The organism is Streptomyces olindensis (assembly GCF_040645895.1).
GTDB lineage: Bacteria > Actinomycetota > Actinomycetes > Streptomycetales > Streptomycetaceae > Streptomyces > Streptomyces olindensis.
On the sequence record NZ_JBEYZD010000015.1, the window covers coordinates 25515 to 41623 of the forward strand.

General features: G+C 73.0%; 13 protein-coding genes. 4 read left to right on the top strand and 9 right to left on the bottom strand.

Translation table 11 applies throughout. The annotated features are described in order from the left end of the window. Window positions 1–39: 39 nt before the first annotated feature. Window positions 40–1902, bottom strand: coding sequence for a S9 family peptidase (locus ABZ948_RS12045; RefSeq protein WP_359758805.1), 1863 nt, complete (start codon window positions 1900–1902; stop codon window positions 40–42). 167 nt (window positions 1903–2069) lie between these two features. On the opposite strand from ABZ948_RS12045, the gene ABZ948_RS12050 reads away from it, so the two are divergent. After that, a complete protein-coding gene (locus ABZ948_RS12050) occupies window positions 2070–2864 on the top strand; it encodes an SURF1 family protein (RefSeq protein WP_359758806.1) in 795 nt (264 codons plus the stop codon). Between the two features lie 87 nt (window positions 2865–2951). On the opposite strand, the gene ABZ948_RS12055 is transcribed toward ABZ948_RS12050, so the two are convergent. From ABZ948_RS12055 to ABZ948_RS12070, 4 genes are all read right to left on the bottom strand, one after another. Further along, window positions 2952–3989, bottom strand: coding sequence for a hypothetical protein (locus ABZ948_RS12055; RefSeq protein ID WP_359758807.1), 1038 nt, complete (start codon window positions 3987–3989; stop codon window positions 2952–2954). A 116-nt stretch (window positions 3990–4105) separates the two neighbouring features. Further along, the gene (locus tag ABZ948_RS12060) at window positions 4106–4681 is read right to left on the bottom strand and encodes a SigE family RNA polymerase sigma factor (RefSeq protein WP_010032008.1); all 576 of its coding nucleotides are present in this window, start codon (window positions 4679–4681) and stop codon (window positions 4106–4108) included. 531 nt (window positions 4682–5212) lie between these two features. Next, window positions 5213–6289, bottom strand: a complete 1077-nt coding sequence (locus tag ABZ948_RS12065; RefSeq protein WP_359758808.1) for an aspartate-semialdehyde dehydrogenase — start codon at window positions 6287–6289, stop codon at window positions 5213–5215. Continuing rightward, entirely contained in the window at window positions 6289–7578 is a 1290-nt protein-coding gene (locus ABZ948_RS12070; protein ID WP_359758809.1) for an aspartate kinase, read from the bottom strand. The genes ABZ948_RS12065 and ABZ948_RS12070 overlap by 1 nt, the downstream gene beginning before the upstream one ends. A 235-nt stretch (window positions 7579–7813) precedes the next feature. Here ABZ948_RS12070 and ABZ948_RS12075 point away from each other — a divergent pair, with 235 nt between their 5' ends. Further along, a complete protein-coding gene (locus ABZ948_RS12075; RefSeq protein WP_359758810.1) occupies window positions 7814–8548 on the top strand; it encodes a response regulator transcription factor in 735 nt (244 codons plus the stop codon). Then, complete coding sequence (locus tag ABZ948_RS12080) at window positions 8545–9903, top strand: sensor histidine kinase (RefSeq protein ID WP_359758811.1); 1359 nt, start codon at window positions 8545–8547, stop codon at window positions 9901–9903. The genes ABZ948_RS12075 and ABZ948_RS12080 overlap by 4 nt, the downstream gene beginning before the upstream one ends. Before the next feature lie 6 nt (window positions 9904–9909). Here ABZ948_RS12080 and ABZ948_RS12085 read toward each other — a convergent pair whose 3' ends face one another. Continuing rightward, window positions 9910–10434 carry an SgcJ/EcaC family oxidoreductase gene (locus ABZ948_RS12085; protein WP_359758812.1) on the bottom strand — a complete coding sequence of 175 codons (525 nt, stop codon included), beginning with the start codon at window positions 10432–10434 and terminating at the stop codon, window positions 9910–9912. Between the two features lie 164 nt (window positions 10435–10598). Then, window positions 10599–12686 carry an AAA family ATPase gene (locus ABZ948_RS12090; protein WP_359758813.1) on the bottom strand — a complete coding sequence of 696 codons (2088 nt, stop codon included), beginning with the start codon at window positions 12684–12686 and terminating at the stop codon, window positions 10599–10601. 1251 nt (window positions 12687–13937) lie between these two features. Here ABZ948_RS12090 and ABZ948_RS12095 point away from each other — a divergent pair. Beyond that, on the top strand, window positions 13938–14774 hold the full coding sequence (locus ABZ948_RS12095) for a PhzF family phenazine biosynthesis protein (protein ID WP_359758814.1): 837 nt from the start codon (window positions 13938–13940) through the stop codon (window positions 14772–14774). 4 nt (window positions 14775–14778) lie between these two features. Here ABZ948_RS12095 and ABZ948_RS12100 read toward each other — a convergent pair whose 3' ends face one another. Both ABZ948_RS12100 and recR read right to left on the bottom strand, forming a co-directional pair. Next, window positions 14779–15438, bottom strand: coding sequence for a DUF5063 domain-containing protein (locus ABZ948_RS12100; RefSeq protein WP_031116028.1), 660 nt, complete (start codon window positions 15436–15438; stop codon window positions 14779–14781). After that, a complete protein-coding gene (gene recR, locus ABZ948_RS12105) occupies window positions 15431–16030 on the bottom strand; it encodes a recombination mediator RecR (protein WP_003991835.1) in 600 nt (199 codons plus the stop codon). Before recR ends, ABZ948_RS12100 begins: the two co-directional genes overlap by 8 nt. Window positions 16031–16109: the final 79 nt, after the last annotated feature.

Sequence of the window (16109 nt, forward strand, 5' to 3'; positions counted from 1 at the left end):
GTGCCGCGCACGGCTCGGCGTCACGAGACGCGTGTCACCTCACCCGGTGACGCTCTTCAGGTGCCTCTCCGCGAACTCCAGCTCCAGCCGGACCTGCTTGATCCGCTCGTCCACCACCAGCGATCCGTGCCCGGCGTCGTAGCGGTACACCTCGTGGACCGCGCCTCTCGCCTCCAGGCGCTTGACGTAGTTCTCGATCTGGCGGATCGGGCAGCGCGGGTCGTTGACACCGGCGGAGATGTAGACCGGGGCCTTGACCTGGTCGACGTAGGTGAGCGGGGAGGAGGCCTCGAAGCGCTCGGGGACCTCTTCCGGGGTGCCGCCGAGGAGCGTGCGGTCCATCGCCTTCAGCGCTTCCATCTCGTCGTGGTAGGCCGTGACGTAGTCGGCGACGGGCACCGCCGCGATGCCCAGCGTCCACGCGTCGGGCTGGACGCCGAGGCCGAGGAGGGTGAGGTAGCCGCCCCACGAACCGCCGGTGAGGACCAGGCGGTCGGGGTCCGCGAGGCCCGATTCGACGGCCCAGGCGCGCACCGCGGCGATGTCCTCGAGCTCGATGAGGCCGACGCGGTGCTTGAGGGCGTCCGTCCAGGCGCGGCCGTAGCCCGTCGAGCCGCGGTAGTTGACACGGATCACCGCGTAGCCGTGGTCGACCCATGCCGCCGGGCCCGCCGCGAAGGAGTCGCTGTCGTGCCACGTCGGGCCGCCGTGGATGTCGAAGACCGTGGGGAGCGGGCCGGTGGCGCCCGCCGGCTTCTGCACGAGGGCGTGGATGCGGCCGCCCGGGCCCTCCACCCACACGTCCTCCACCGGCACCGAGCCGGGCGACTTCATGCCGGGCGGGTCGAGCACGACACCGCCCGCCGTGGAACGCACCGCCGACGGCTCGGCCGCCGACGACCACAGGTACTCCACGCTGCCGTCGGGCCGGGCCGAGGCACCGGACACCGTGCCGGGCGGGGTCGGGATCTCCGCCAGGGCGCGGCTCGCCAGGTCGTAGCGGAACAGCTCGCTGCGGGCCTCGAAGCTGTGCACGATGAGCAGGCCGCTGCCGTCCGGATACCACTCGGCGCCGACGTCGCCCGGCAGCTCCAGCGCCAGGTCCGTCTCCTCGCCGGTGGCCACGTCCCAGACGAGGGGCTCCCAGCGGCCCCGGCGCTGGTGGCCGATGAGCAGGCGGGTGTCGCCGTCGACGGGGGCGAAGCCGAGGACCTCCAGGCCCAGCTCGCGGGTGCCGCCCTTGGTGTCGTCGAGATCGGCGACCGGCGTGCCGTCGGGGCGCAGGACGCGCAGGGCCGAGTGCATCGCGTCGCCGTGCTCGGTGTGCTCGATGGCGATGAGCGAGCCGTCGTGGGACAGGTCGCCGACGCCGGCCGACTCGCGGTGGCGGTAGATCTCCGCCGGGGCCTCGCCGGTGCGGACGAGGTGGATCGTCGTGCCGTCCTCGTCCGTCGAGCGGCCGACCACCGCCGTGCGCCCGTCCCGGCCGAGGGCGAGGCCCGCCGGGTACGAGGCGTCCAGGCCCTCGGCGGCCGGCTCGTCGGCGCCGCCCTCGAAGGGCTGGCGGCGCCACACGCCGAACTCGTCGCCGTCCTTGTCGTCGAACCACCAGATCCAGGCGCCGTCCGGCGACAGCACGCCGTCCGTCGTGCCGTTCGGCCGGTCCGTCACCTGGCGCTGCTCGCCCGTCGACCGGTCCCAGGCGTACAGCTCGTACGTCCCGGTCGCGTTCGACACGAACAGGGAGCGGTCCGGCGCGTCCTCCGCCCAGTCGGGCAGGGAGACGCGGGGCGCGCGGAAGCGCTTCTCCCAGTCCGGCATCCGCTCCTGCTGTCCCGCCTGTACCTCTTGCTCGTGCTGGTCCCGCTGATCCCGAGCGTCGGACCCGTTGCTCTCAGTCATGGCCCCATACTGCACGCCGTCACCGACATTTCGCTGGCGAGGTCCCCAGCCTGTGGATAACCTCCACCGGTTCCCCTTCCGGGCAGGTCGGGTAAACGGCCCGGCGGCCGCCTCCCGTTGCCGACCCCGCGGGCGGGAGCGGTCCGGCGGCCCCGTACCGTGGGGGTGTGTACCGGTTTCTGCTGACGCCCCGATGGTGGGGGATCAACCTCTTCTTGTTGCTGTCGATCCCCTTCTGCATCTTCATGGGGTCCTGGCAGCTGGGCCGGTTCGAGGACCGCGTGCAGGACCATCGCACGGCGACCGAGCAGGTCGCCGAGGCGAAGCGCGAGGCGCCGCGGCCGCTCGGCGAGATGCTGCCGGTGACGAAGGCGACGTCCGGCAAGCTGGTCACCGCGACCGGGCGCTACGGCAAGCAGTTGCTGGTGCCGGGGCGGCAGCTCGACGGCAAGCAGGGCTTCTACGTCCTGACGCTGCTGCGCACCGACTCGGGCGAGGCGCTGCCGGTGGTCCGCGGCTGGCTGCCCGGTGCCGCCGACGCGGCCGAGGCCCCCGCCCCGCCGGCCGGTGAGGTCACCGTCACGGGGGCGCTCCAGGCGTCCGAGACGCCGGGTGACAACGGCGTCAGCGCGCAGGGCGGACTGCCGGCCGGGCAGACGGCGGCGATCAGTGCGGCGTCCCTGGTGAACCTGGTGCCCTACGACGTGTACGACGCGTGGGTCACGCTGGCCGAGGGCGATGCGGGGATGAAGGCCGTGCCCGCCGCGGCTCCGCCGGACACGGGGCTGGACCTGAAGGCGTTCCAGAACCTGGGTTACACCGCGGAGTGGTTCGCCTTCGTGGGATTCGTGATCTTCATGTGGTTCCGGCTGCTGCGGCGTGAGGTGGAGTTCGCGCGGGACGCGGAGCTGGGGCTGGTGCCGGAGGAGGAGCCTGTCGCCGTGGACGCCGCCGTGAAGTGAGGCGGCGTTCGCCGGGTGGTCCGCAACCGTCCGCGACCCGCCGTGACGGGGTGCCGCCGCGCGGGTGACGCAACGGCGACCGCGCGTCTACGCCCCCGCCAGCAGCCCCGTCCAGTACACCGTCCCCGCGCACGCGTTGGGCACGGTCACCGTGCTCCCGGCCGAGCCGGACGCCGGGGAGTACGTCACCACGACGCTGCCGTCGGTCGTGCCGTCCTCCGTGGCCAGCTGCGGGGCCACGCCCGCGTCGCCGCCGGTGGAGGTGCCGCCCGTGGTCGTCGTCGTGCCGTCCGACGGCGTGGGGTCGGGCGTCGGGTCGGGGTCGCCGGGATCGCCGCCCGGGGTGGGACAGGTCTCGGTGGGGACCCACGCGAACTTCACGTCGTAGGCGGTGCCCGGCTGGAGCACCAGCTCGGCGGCCTCCAGGGACGGGTTGGGCAGACCGGCCGCCGCGTCCCCGGCCACGTGCCGGGCGGCGCCGATCTTGGCGGGGTCGGCCGCGCCCTGCGGCAGCGCGGTCACCGAGCCGGGGGCGGAGACCGTGCAGCTCGCGGCGGAGACGTTGGTGACGCGGAAGGAGCCGTAGACCGCGCCGGTGGAGTCGGGGGCGGCGCTGCTGCCGGCCGCGGGGCCGAGCTGCGCCGGGGTGCACGCCGGGATGCCGGCGGCGGCGGTGGAGGACGGGCCGGCGCCCTGGGGCGTGCCGGTGGCGGCGCCGGAGCCCTGGCCCTTGTCCTCTTCCTTCTTGCCGTCCTTGTCCTTGCCCTCGGGCTTGCCGGAGGTGCCGGCGCCGCTGCTCTCGCCGCCGTCCGGTCCCTTGCCCTCGCTCGCGCCGCCCTGGGCCTCGGAGGCGTGGCCTATGGCCGAGGGGTTGGCGTCGGAGCCGGTGGCGTTGGAGACGTGTACGAGGGCGGGGATGGCGGTGCCGATGAAGAGCGCGGCGGCGGCCATGCCCACGACGGCCTGCCGCTTGCGTGCCCGGCGCTGGGGCACCGCCTTGCGCAGGTAGTCCAGGGTGCCGTCGCGCGGCTCCACCTCCTGCACCACCTGGTGCAGCATCGTGCGCAGGTCCAGCTCGTCCGAGTCGAGCCCCTGAGGGCCCTGGTCGTCGGGGCCGTGGTTCACAGTTCCGTTCCCAGCGTGCGATTGCTTCGGATCTTGCCCGTGCAGCCTTGTCGGCTCGTGCCACTCGAAGGGCTCGTGCCGGTGGCGCCCGTCACGGCGCGCGCCGTCTGACTCGCTCATGCCGGCGCCTCCATGGCCAGCCTGAGCGCCGCGATCCCGCGCGAGCCGTACGCCTTGACCGAGCCCAGGGATATGCCGAGCGTCTCGGCGACCTGCGCCTCGGTCATGTCCGCGAAGTAGCGCAGCACCAGCACCTCGCGCTGGCGGCGCTGCAGGCCCTTCATCGCCTTGATGAGGGAGTCGCGCTCCAGCTGGTCGTAGGCGCCTTCCTCGGCGCTCGCCATGTCGGGCATGGGCTTCGACAGCAGCTTGAGGCCGAGGATGCGGCGGCGCAGCGCCGAGCGCGAGAGGTTGACGACCGTCTGGCGCAGGTACGCCAGGGTCTTCTCGGGGTCGCGGACCCGCTTGCGGGCGGAGTGGACACGGATGAAGGCCTCCTGGACGACGTCCTCGCAGGAGGCCGTGTCGTCGAGGAGGAGCGCGGCGAGACCCAGCAGCGAGCGGTAGTGCGCGCGGTAGGTCTCGGTGAGGTGGTCGACGGTCGTACCGGCCGCGACACCGTCCTCGGCGCCGTCACGCTGGTTCGGTATGCGGGCCGGCCGCGCTGCGGGCACGGGCGCGATCACCGGCATGCCACCGGGCGTACCGGGCATGCGGGGTCGGAGAGCCGCCGGACGGGGCGGTCGAAGGACCGTGCCGCGTGCCGCGCTGAAGTCGAGTACCTCTGCCACGCCTGTTGGACACGCTGACCCCCGCGAGGGTTGTACGTGCCGGGCGTCACTTTCACGCCGACCGTCGTCGCCGACGGTCTACCCGCGTCAGGCAGCACAACCGATAGTGCATCAAATGCCCTCATGCGTCCCGCTCTTCCCCTATGTCCAGATGTGAACGGACGTCCCCACGTCCGGTTCCAGGCGTCCCCACGCCTGATGAAGCGCTCCCACGGCCCAAGAGGCGACCGCAAAGACGCTCCCCGCCCTCCGCGCGGTTGCGGAGGGCGGGGAGGTAAATCCTCTGATGCCGAAGCGCCTCGGACAAGTGGTCCGAACCATCGACCGGCTCACATGTCGTACACAGATCCTACAAACCACCTGTGACACGGGCCTTAGGTCTCACCACGGCGAAGGCTCACGAGACCCCCGGCAGGGCGGTGAGCGGCCGGGTCAGGGCAGCTCGGCCGCGACCAGTTCGGCGATCTGCGCGGTGTTGAGCGCGGAGCCCTTGCGCAAGTTGTCGCCGCAGACGAAGAGTTCGAGCGCCGTGGGGTCGTCCAGCGCGCGCCGCACCCGCCCGACCCACGTGGGGTCGGTGCCGACGACGTCGGCGGGGGTCGGGAACTCCCCGGCGGCCGGGTCGTCGAACAGCACGACGCCGGGGGCTGTGGCGAGGATCTCGCGGGCCTTGTCGACCGTGACCTCGCCCTCGAAGCGGGCGTGCACGGTCAGCGAGTGCGTGGTGATCACCGGTACGCGGACGCAGGTGACGGCCACGGGGAGGCCGGGCAGGCCGAGGATCTTGCGGGTCTCGTCCCGCACCTTCAGCTCCTCCGAGGACCAGCCGTCCTCACGCGCCGTACCGGCCCAGGGCACGACGTTCAGCGCGACCGGCTCCGGGAACGGCCCCGTCCGGTCCCCGACGGCCCGCCGCACGTCACCGGGGCTGGTGCCCAGTTCCGTGCCGGCGACCAGGGACAGCTGCTGCCGCAGGGTGGCCACGCCCTCGCGCCCCGCGCCGCTGACGGCCTGGTACGAGGAGGCGACCAGCTCGCGCAGCCCGTACTCGGCGTGCAGCGCGCCCAGCGCGACGATCATGGAGAGCGTCGTACAGCTGGGGTTGGCGATGATGCCGCGCGGGCGCATCCGCACCGCGTGCGGATTGACCTCGGGCACGACGAGCGGCACGTCCGGGGCCATCCGGAACGTGCCGGAGTTGTCGACCACCACCGCGCCCTTGGCGACGGCGACGGGCGCCCACCGCTCGGCGACCTCGTCGGGGACGTCGAACAGGGCGACGTCGACGCCGTCGAAGGCCTCCTCGGTGAGCGCCACGACCTCGGTCTCCTCGCCGCGCACGGCCAGCTTGCGGCCGGCCGAGCGCGGGGAGGCGACGAGTCGGATCTCGCCCCAGATGTCCGCCCGCTGGGACAGGATCTGGAGCATGACCGTGCCGACGGCTCCGGTCGCTCCGACCACGGCGAGCGTGGGCCGGCCCGATCGGCCGGTCTGCCCGTCTGCGGCCATCAGCGGCCGGTGCCTCCGTAGACGACGGCCTCGTCGCTGTCGGAGTCGAGCCCGAACGCGGAGTGCACGGCACGGACGGCCTCGGGCACGTCGTCGGCGCGCGTGACGACCGAGATGCGGATCTCGGAGGTCGAGATCAGCTCGATGTTCACGCCCGCGTCGGACAGCGCCGTGAAGAAGTCGGCCGTGACACCCGGGTTGGTCTTCATGCCCGCGCCGACCAGGGAGATCTTGCCGATCTGGTCGTCGTAGCGCAGGGAGTCGAAGCCGATGCCGGCCTTGTTCTTCTCCAGCGCGTCGATGGCCTTGCGGCCCTCGGTCTTCGGCAGCGTGAAGGAGATGTCCGTCAGCCCCGTGGAGGCGGCGGACACGTTCTGCACGACCATGTCGATGTTGATCTCGGCGTCGGCGATCGTGCGGAAGATCGAGGCCGCCTCGCCCGGCTTGTCCGGCACGCCGACGACCGTGACCTTGGCCTCGGAGGTGTCGTGCGCGACACCGGAGATGAGAGCCTGCTCCACCTGCGTTTCCCCTTGCGCTTGCTTCTTGACGATCGGCTCGCTGCTGACCCAGGTGCCCTGGAGTCCGCTGAAGCTGGACCGGACGTGGATCGGGATGTTGTACCGGCGGGCGTACTCCACGCAGCGGTGGAGCAGCACCTTGGACCCGGACGCCGCCAGCTCCAGCATGTCCTCGAAGGAGATCCAGTCGATCTTCCGGGCCTTCTTCACCACACGCGGGTCGGCGGTGAACACGCCGTCGACGTCGGTGTAGATCTCGCACACGTCGGCGTCGAGGGCGGCGGCGAGGGCCACCGCGGTGGTGTCCGAGCCGCCGCGGCCGAGGGTGGTGATGTCCTTGGTGTCCTGGCTGACGCCCTGGAAACCGGCGACGATCGCGATGTTGCCCTCGTCCACCGAGGTCTTGATCCGACCCGGCGTGACGTCGATGATCCGGGCTTTGTTGTGGACCGAGTCGGTGATGACACCTGCCTGGCTGCCGGTGAACGACTGGGCCTCGTGGCCCAGCTTTTTGATCGCCATGGCCAGCAGGGCCATGGAGATCCGCTCTCCCGCGGTCAGCAGCATGTCGAGCTCGCGCCCGGCAGGCATCGGGGAAACCTGCTCGGCGAGATCGATCAGCTCGTCCGTCGTGTCGCCCATCGCGGAAACCACGGCAACCACCTGGTTGCCGTTCTGCTTCGCTTCCACGATCCGCTTGGCGACGCGCTTGATGCCCTCGGCATCGGCTACGGAGGAGCCTCCGTACTTCTGCACGACAAGGCCCACGTGCGCTCCTCGCTCAATCCGTCTCTATCCGCTCATACGCATTCGTACTGCGGTCGGCTCAGTCTAACGAGCGTCCGAAAATCCCTTCCGCGATATCGCATGGTGAGATTTCCGGGGTACTCGTCCAGAGCTGCTCATGCCCATCTGGGCACGGGCCACGCGAGAAAGTGCCCGGCGTCACAGGCGACACCCGTCCGGTCCCGGTGAGCAAACTTTCAAGCACTATGGTTCGCCTGTGCGCGTACTCCTGGTGGAAGACGATGAACCGGTCGCCGAGTCGCTGCGGCGCGGCCTGAAGCGCTACGGCTTCGAGGTCGAGTGGGTGAGCACGGGCGCCGCGGCCCTGGAGCACGAGGGACCGTACGACGTCGTCCTGCTGGATCTCGGCCTGCCCGACACCGACGGCCTGGACGTCTGCAAGGCGCTGCGCGAGCGCGGTGACGTCCCGATCATCGTGATCAGCGCCCGCAGCGACGAGACGGACCGCGTGGTGGGCCTGGAGATCGGCGCGGACGACTACGTCTCCAAGCCGTTCGGCGTCCGGGAGGTCATCGCCCGGATACGAGCGGTCATGCGGCGCGTGCAGCCCCGCACCCCCGCCGCCGAGGCCCCCGGCACGGGCCCCGACCGCTACGGCCCGCGCCTGACCGTCGACCGCAAGGCGGCCCGGGTGCACCTGGACGGCGAGGAGGTGGCCCTCGCGCCCAAGGAGTACGACCTGCTGGCCTTCCTCACCGAGGAGCCCGGGGCGCTGATGTCGCGCGAACAGATCATGGAAGCGGTCTGGGACGCGAACTGGTTCGGGCCGACCAAGACGCTGGACGTGCACGTGGCGGCGCTGCGCCGGAAGCTGGCCGGGGCGATCGCGATCGAGGCCGTGCGCGGGGTCGGGTTCCGCCTGGAGATCGTCAAGGACGAGGGAAGCGGCGAGGCGCGGGCGAACGGCCAGAACGGCGCCGCAGGGTCATGATCCGCCAGCTCGTCCGCAGCTACGTCCTGCTCGTCGCGGTGGCCATCGCGCTGTTCACCGTGCCGGTGGCGTTCACCCTGACCGATCAGCTGCGGGGTGACACCAGGTCGGCCGTCCTGCGCGAGGCCGACGCCATGGCCCTGCTGCTGGGCGACGACCGGCCCGCCTCCTGCCAGGCCCTGGAGGAGATGGCCCGGGCCTACGAGGACGAGATCCAGGTCACCCGCACCGCGAGCTGCCCGGCGGACCTGCCGCGCCCGGCGGCGGACGCGGCACTGACCAGGGCCCTGGAGGACGGCGAACCCACGACCGACTGGGGCTCCTCCTTCATCTGGGGCCCCGAGCTGGTGGTCACGGTGCCCGCCCGCGCGACCGGCACGGACCGGGTCGTCGGCGCCGTGCGCATCGTGTACTCGACCGGCGAGATGACCGACCGCCTGTGGCAGATCTGGGGCTTCCGGGCGGTCCTCGCCCTGCTCGTGCTCGGCGTCGCGGCCGTCATCGGCGTCGTGGTCGCCCGCCGCCTCACCCGGCCCCTGCGCCAGCTGAACGACATGGCGAGCAAGTTCAGCGACGGCGACCTGACCGCCCGCTCCCCCGTGACCGGCCCGCCCGAGACCCAGACGCTGGCCCGCACCCTCAACCAGGGCGCGGAACGCCTGGACACGCTGATCGCGGCCCAGCGCATCTTCGTCGCGGACGCCTCCCACCAGCTGCGCACCCCGCTGACCGCGCTGCGGCTGTCCCTGGACAACATCGCGGACGGGGTCGACGACGAGTTCGTGCGCGAGGACGTGGAGCAGGCGACGGCGGAGGTCGTCCGGATGAGCCGCCTGGTCAACGGCCTGCTGGTGCTGGCCCGGGCCGAGGCCAAGGTGTCGGCCGCCGAGCCGCTCCCGCTGATGGACATCGTGCGGGAACGGCTCGCCGTGTGGAGACCGGCCGCCGACGAGCGCGGAGTCACCATCGCGCTCAGGGGGAGTGCCGACGGCCGGTCGTCTGTGCTGGCCAGCCCCGGTCACCTGGACCAGATGCTGGACAACGTGCTCTCCAACGCCCTGGAGGTGTCACCGGACGGCGGGACGATCACCGTGCGGGTGGAGCACCGGGGCGACGTGGTGGAGGTGTCGGTCCTGGACGAGGGACCCGGCATGTCGGACGCCGAGAAGTCCCGTGCCTTCGACCGTTTCTGGCGGGGCCAGGGCCTGACCGGCAAGTCGGGCTCCGGCCTCGGTCTCGCCGTCGTCCGGCAGTTGGCGACGGACGACGGCGGGACCGTGTCCCTCACGGACGCTCCCGGGGGCGGCCTGTGCGTGACGATCACGCTCCGGGCGTCCCACCGGGCCGACCGCTGAGGCGGCTCACCCCTCCGGCATCTTGGAGGAGTGGTGGTTCACGATGAGCCACCTGCCGTCGGGCTGCTTCTCGTAGGCGTAGGTGTAGCGGGCCTTGACGGTGCTCTTCGCGCCCGTCTTGTGGTCGGTGAGCGCGAACTCGTAGACGCCCGTGTCGATGACGGTGTCGCGGTCGAGGATGTTGACCACGGACTCGATCTTCGTGCCGGACGGCTTGTTCTGCAGGAAGTGCTCGAAGTAGTCGACGATCTCGGCTCGGTCCGTGCGGACGTTGTTGGAGACGGTCGGCAGCAGCACCGCGTCCTTGGCGTACAGGTCGGCGACCTTCTGCGGGTCGCCCGTCTGCAGCGCGGCGTTCCAGTTGTCGAACAGGCCGAGCACCTGTGCCTTGGTGGCGGTCCCGGCGGGCTTGTGGGCCTTGCCCCTGGAGTCGGCCCCGGCGACGCCGGCACCGGCGGCGAAGGTGCCGGCGGCGACGACGGCGACTGCGGTGGCGAGGGCTATGCGCTTGCCTGTGGAACGGGTGGCCATCGCGAACTCCTTCATCAGGGAGGGGTGTTGCTCCCTCCGTCGGCTCCGGTTCGCTTCCGGGGGAGGAAGTGACTCCAGATTCGCGTGGCACCGGTTAGGGCCCGTGCAGGCGATGTACAGCGGGCGTACAAGGCGGACCCAAATGACGCTTCGTGACGGGGCGCTCACGCCTCCTGCGGCGTGAGCGCCGTGGCGAGGGCCAGGATCAGCAGGCGGCAGTGCTCGGTGGGCGGCAGCCCCAGTTCCATCTTGAACGGCTGGCCCGCGCCGAGGACGAGTTCACGGGCGAGCGCCGGGTCACCGGTGAGTGCCGCCAGGCCGGCCCGCAGCAGGCGCGCCTTGTACGTGTCCCCGTGCTGGTCCCCGAGGACGCGCAGGCACCTGGCCATGAGCCGCTCCGCCCGGGCCAGGGCCTCCTCAATCTCGCCGGCGACCAGCGCGGCGACCACGCTGTCCTCCTCCAGCCGCCTGGCCGAGGCGTGGTCCTCGCCCAGCAGTCTCCTGGCTTCCGCCAGGTAGTCCTCGACCTGGGGGCTCTGCGGCCACGGCTCGTCGACCCAGTGCAGGTGCAGCCGTGCCTCGAAGGCCTCGGGATGCTCGGGTCCCAGCAGGCGGGTCGCCTCCGCGAGGTACTCGCGGGCCGCCGCCCCGGCGTGGTCGCAGCCCCCGCGTGTCAGGCACTGCACGAGCCAGCGGCGTATCCGGAAGGTCGCCGGATCGGCGGGGCCGTTGTGCTCCAGGCTCTCCGCCAGCGCCTCTTCGAGCAGGGCGACGGCCCGCGCCCGGTCCCCCTGGTCCTCCACGCATCTGGCCAGCAGCCCGGCCACGTTCAGGGTGTCGCCGTGCCCACGGCCCCAGATGCGTTCGGCCGCGGGCCTGGCGCGCTCGAGCAGCACGGCCGCGCGGTCGGTGAAGTGGTTGCTCTGCAGGTAGGCGGCCGCGTCCAGGAACAGCAGCAGGGAGAACTGGGTGTCGGTCGCGGGATCCGTGTGGCCGGCGAGCGCCTCGATGTGCGTGGTGAGGTCCCGGAGGTCCTGGGTGAGCCTCGCCTCCTTGGGCGCCTGGAGGAGGAGCAGTCCCACGGCGGCGGCCCGGCAGGAGTCGATCATCTCCGCGTCCCGGTAGGGGTCGTCGGGGTCCGGGGTGCGGGCGACGGCCTGGACCAGCCGGTGCACCGAGAGAGTGTCGCCGTGCAGGGTGATCAGGCTGTGGGCGGCCAGCCGCCGCAGCGCCTCGGTCACCGCGAGCGGAGAGCCCAGCGGCCCCAGGCCCGGTACGTGGAAGGGCTCCAGGTAGCGGCGCGGGATCCCGTCCGGTGCCCACCAGGCGATCGTGAACAGCACGATCAGGGCCATGGGGGTGTCGTTCAGCCGGTCCAGGGTCACCCGCCAGACGCGTCCGACGGTGCGCTGCGCCTCACCGCCCTCGGCGGTGGCGGCGTACATGTCGGCCGGATACCGGGCGAGGAGCTCGCGGTAGGTCCGCGGGCCGATCCGCGCCTCCCGGCAGTACGCGGCGGCCTGGTCGACCGCCAGCGGCAGGAAGCCCAGATCGGCGCACAGGTCCTCGACCCCGTCGGCGGGGCCCTGGTGAATCTTCGTGAACAGCTCGACGGCCTCGGCGGGTTCGAGCACGTCGAGGCTCAGCGGCTCGGCGATCCCCCGCCACCCGGTCGCGCCCCGCCGGGTGGTGATCAGGAAACGGCCGGAGGGAGCGCGGTCGAGCAGCGGTGTGATGTCCGCCGGGTCCGATACGTTGTCCAGGACGAGCAGCCAGTCGTCGTGGGAGGCGAGCCAGCGCAGGGTGCGCTCGCGCAGCGCCTCCTCCGGCAGGGCCCCGGCCAGGGACGGCTCGAGGGCGCGGCCGAGCGCGGCGAGACCCGCGTCGAGGTCGGCCGGGGTCTCGGCCGTGATCCACCACACCGGGTTGAAGTCCGCCGCGCGCCGGGCCGCCCAGTGCGCGGCGAGCGTCGACTTGCCGATGCCGCCCAGGCCGTGGACCGCGTGCACGACCACGCCGTGCGCCGTGCCGAACGCCTCGTCCAGCCGGGCGAGTTCCCGCTCCCGCCCGACGAACAGCGCGGTGCGGTACGGGAGATGGCACACCCGCCCCGGATCCGCTCCCGGGGCCAGGGCCTCCGGCGGCAGCAGCGTGGTGTGCTGGACGACGTGGTCGCCCGTGATCACCTGGCCGATGTTCCCACCGGCCGCGACGGACCGCTCCCCGCGGGCCTGCGCGGCCCCGTCGCTCACGCGTCCCCCGTGGACACGTTCCCGATGTCACCGCCCGCAGCGACGGAACGCTCACCGGAGGCGACGACGGACCCACCCCCGGGACGCGGCGCGGCGGCGGGCGGGGAGCCGGAATCGGACGGGGGCAGCGAGGGTGCCGGGTCAGGCGGGGAGGCAGGGGTCGGCGCGGAGGCCGAGGTCGGCGGGGACGCCGGGGGCGGGGAGCCCGGGGCTCCCGGGGTTGGCGGGGACGCCGGGGGCGGGGAGCCCGGGGCTCCCGGGGTCGGCGGGGACGCCGGGTCAGGCGGGGACGCCGGGTTCGGCGCGGAAGCAGGGGTCGGCGGGGACGCCGGGGGCGGGGAGCCCGGGGCTCCCGGGGTCGGCGGGGACGCCGGGTCAGGCGGGGACGCCGGGTCAGGCGTGGACGCCGGGGTCGGCGCGGAGGCAGAGGTCGGCGGGGACGCCGGGGGCGGGGAGCCCGGGGCTCCCGGGGTCGGCGGGGACGCCGGGTCAGGCGGGGACGCCGGGTTCGTCGCAGAAGCAGGGGTCAGCGGAGACGCCGGGGCTCCCGGGGTCGGCGGGGATGCCGGGTCCGGCGAGGATGCCGGAGTCAGCGCGGACGCCGAGGTTGGCGGGGACGCCGGGGCCGGCGGCGGAGCCAGGGCCTGCGCAGACGCCGGGCCCTGGGCAGACACCCCGTCCCCCGTCACGACGGACCCGATGCTCCCGCCCGCGGCGACCGACCGCGCGCCTCTCGCCGTCACCCGGGACGCGCCGGGCGTCCCGCCGGCCCTCTCCGCGAAGAGGGCGTGAATGGTGAGCGCCAGCCCGACGAGCCCGGCCGCACCCCCCGCCGCGCTCGCCCAGGGGTCCGCCGCCTCGACGTCCAGCACGGCCCCCACGAGCAGCCCGAGGGCCCCGGCCACGCACAGCCCGATCCCCGTCCACATCAACGCCTTCGAGCGCCCCGTCATCATGGGGCCATCATCGCGCCGCCGACCACCGGAACGCAGCGAAACCCGGGTGCCGGACAAGCCCCGCCCCGCACCCCGCGGTGCCCCCCCTGCCCCGGCCGCACCCCGCGGTCCCCCTGCCCGGCCGCACCCCGCGGCCCCCCCTGCCCGGCCGCGCCTCGCGGTTGCCCCCCCCTGCCCCGCCCTACGGTTGCCCCTGCCCCGCCCCGCGGTCACCCCCGCCGTCGCCCCTCCCCCGCCCCGGCCCCGCATCCCGAAATCCCGCGCCCGCCCCCCAGCCGCGCGCTACGGTCGGCGGATGGAGATATTGCGCTACGTGGCCTTCAGCACCGATCCCAAGGGCGGCAACCCCGCCGGAGTCGTGCTCGACGCGGCCGGGGCCGACGACACGGCGATGCAGGCGGTGGCAACCGAAGTCGGCTATTCGGAGACGGCGTTCGCGGTGGAGGCCGGTGACGGCCTGCTGGACGTGCGGTACTTCAGCCCGCTCGCCGAGGTGCCGTTCTGCGGCCACGCGACGATCGCGACGGCCGTGGCCCACGCCCGGGCGCACGGCACCGGCCGCCTGCGGCTGCGCACCCAGGCCGGGCCGATCACCGTCACCACCGACCGCGCCGAGGACGGCACCGTGGTGGCGACCCTGGTGAGCGTCGAACCCCGGACCGCGCCGATCCCGCAGGCCGTCCTGGCCGAACTGCTGGCGGCCCTGCGCTGGCCGGCCGAGGACCTCGACCCGGCGCTGCCGCCGCGCGCGGCCTTCGCCGGCGCCTGGCATCCGGTCGTCGCCGCCGGCAGCAGGGGGCGCCTCGCCGACCTGGACTACGACGGCCCGGCACTCACCGCGCTGATGCACCGCGAGGGCTGGACCACCGTCGACCTGGTGTGGCGGGAGTCCCCCACGGTGTTCCACGCCCGCAACCCCTTCCCGCCGGGCGGTGTCGTCGAGGACCCCGCCACGGGCGCGGCGGCCGCCGCCTTCGGCGGCTATCTGCGCGAGCTGGACCTGGTGTGTCCGCCCACGACCCTGACGATCCATCAGGGGGTGGACATGGGACGGCCGAGCACGATCACCGTGTCGGTGCCGGCCGGACCGCACACCGGGATCGGCGTGACCGGGACAGCCGTCCCGATCTGACCGCCTACTGCGCCGGGCGCAGACCCAGCGGGCCCGCGATCTCCTCCGCCATGACCCGGCCCGCCTCGATCTCCAGCGTGTCGTCGCCCATGCCCTGGTCCGTGTCCAGCCCGTCGAGCTCGGCGAGGGGCTGGTTGAGGCGGACGTGGGCGAGGACCGACTGGAGGGCCCGGAGGGTGGCCGAGGCGGTGGAGCCCCAGTTGGAGAAGTACGAGAACTGCCACCACCACAGGGCCTCGGTGGTGCGGCCGGCGCGGTAGTGGGCCATGCCGTGGCGCAGGTCCGTGATGACGTCCGTGAGGTCGTCGGAGATCCGGGCCGGGACCGGGGCCTTGCGCGGCTCGTAGGGGTCGAAGACCTCGGAGTAGACGTCGATCGGGTCCAGCAGCCGGGCCAGGTTCTCCCGCAGCTCGTCGACGTCCGCGTCCGGGCCCGTGTCGGGCTCGTAGCGCTCGTCGGGCACGATGTCCTCGTGCGCGCCGAGCCGGCCGCCCGCCAGGAGGAGTTGGGAGACCTCCAGGAGGAGGAAGGGCACGGCCGATTCCGGCTCGTCGCCCTTGGCGACCTCCGTGACGGCGACCAGGAAGCTCTCGACCTGGTCCGCGATCTGGACCGCGAAGTCGTCCGGGTTCTGGTCGGTCGCGTGCAGCGTGGCGTCAGACATCTAGGAGTCGTCTCCCCTCGAAGGCGCGGCCGAGGGTGACCTCGTCCGCGTATTCCAGGTCGCCACCCACCGGGAGGCCGCTGGCCAGGCGGGTGACCTTCAGGCCCATGGGCTTGATCATGCGGGCGAGGTACGTGGCGGTCGCCTCGCCTTCGAGATTCGGGTCCGTGGCGAGGATCAGCTCGGTGACGGTGCCGTCGGCGAGACGGGCCAGGAGCTCCCTGATGCGCAGGTCGTCCGGGCCCACCCCGTCGATCGGGCTGATCGCGCCGCCCAAGACGTGGTACCGGCCCCGGAACTCACGCGTGCGCTCGATCGCCACGACGTCCTTCGGCTCCTCGACCACGCAGATGACGGCCGGGTCGCGGCGGGTGTCGCGGCAGATGTTGCACAGCTCCTCCTGCGCGACGTTGCCGCAGGTCGCGCAGAAGCGGACCTTCGCCTTGACCTCCATCAGGGCCTGCGCGAGGCGCCGTACGTCCGTCGGCTCCGCCTGGAGGATGTGGAAGGCGATCCGCTGGGCGCTCTTGGGACCGACGCCGGGCAGCCGCCCCAGTTCGTCGATCAGGTCCTGAACCACGCCTTCGTACAACGGACTGCCCTTCCTGGGTCTTCGAGGTCGGTACGCACCCTCCCGTACGTACCGTAGTTGTCAGCCGCCTCCCTGAGGA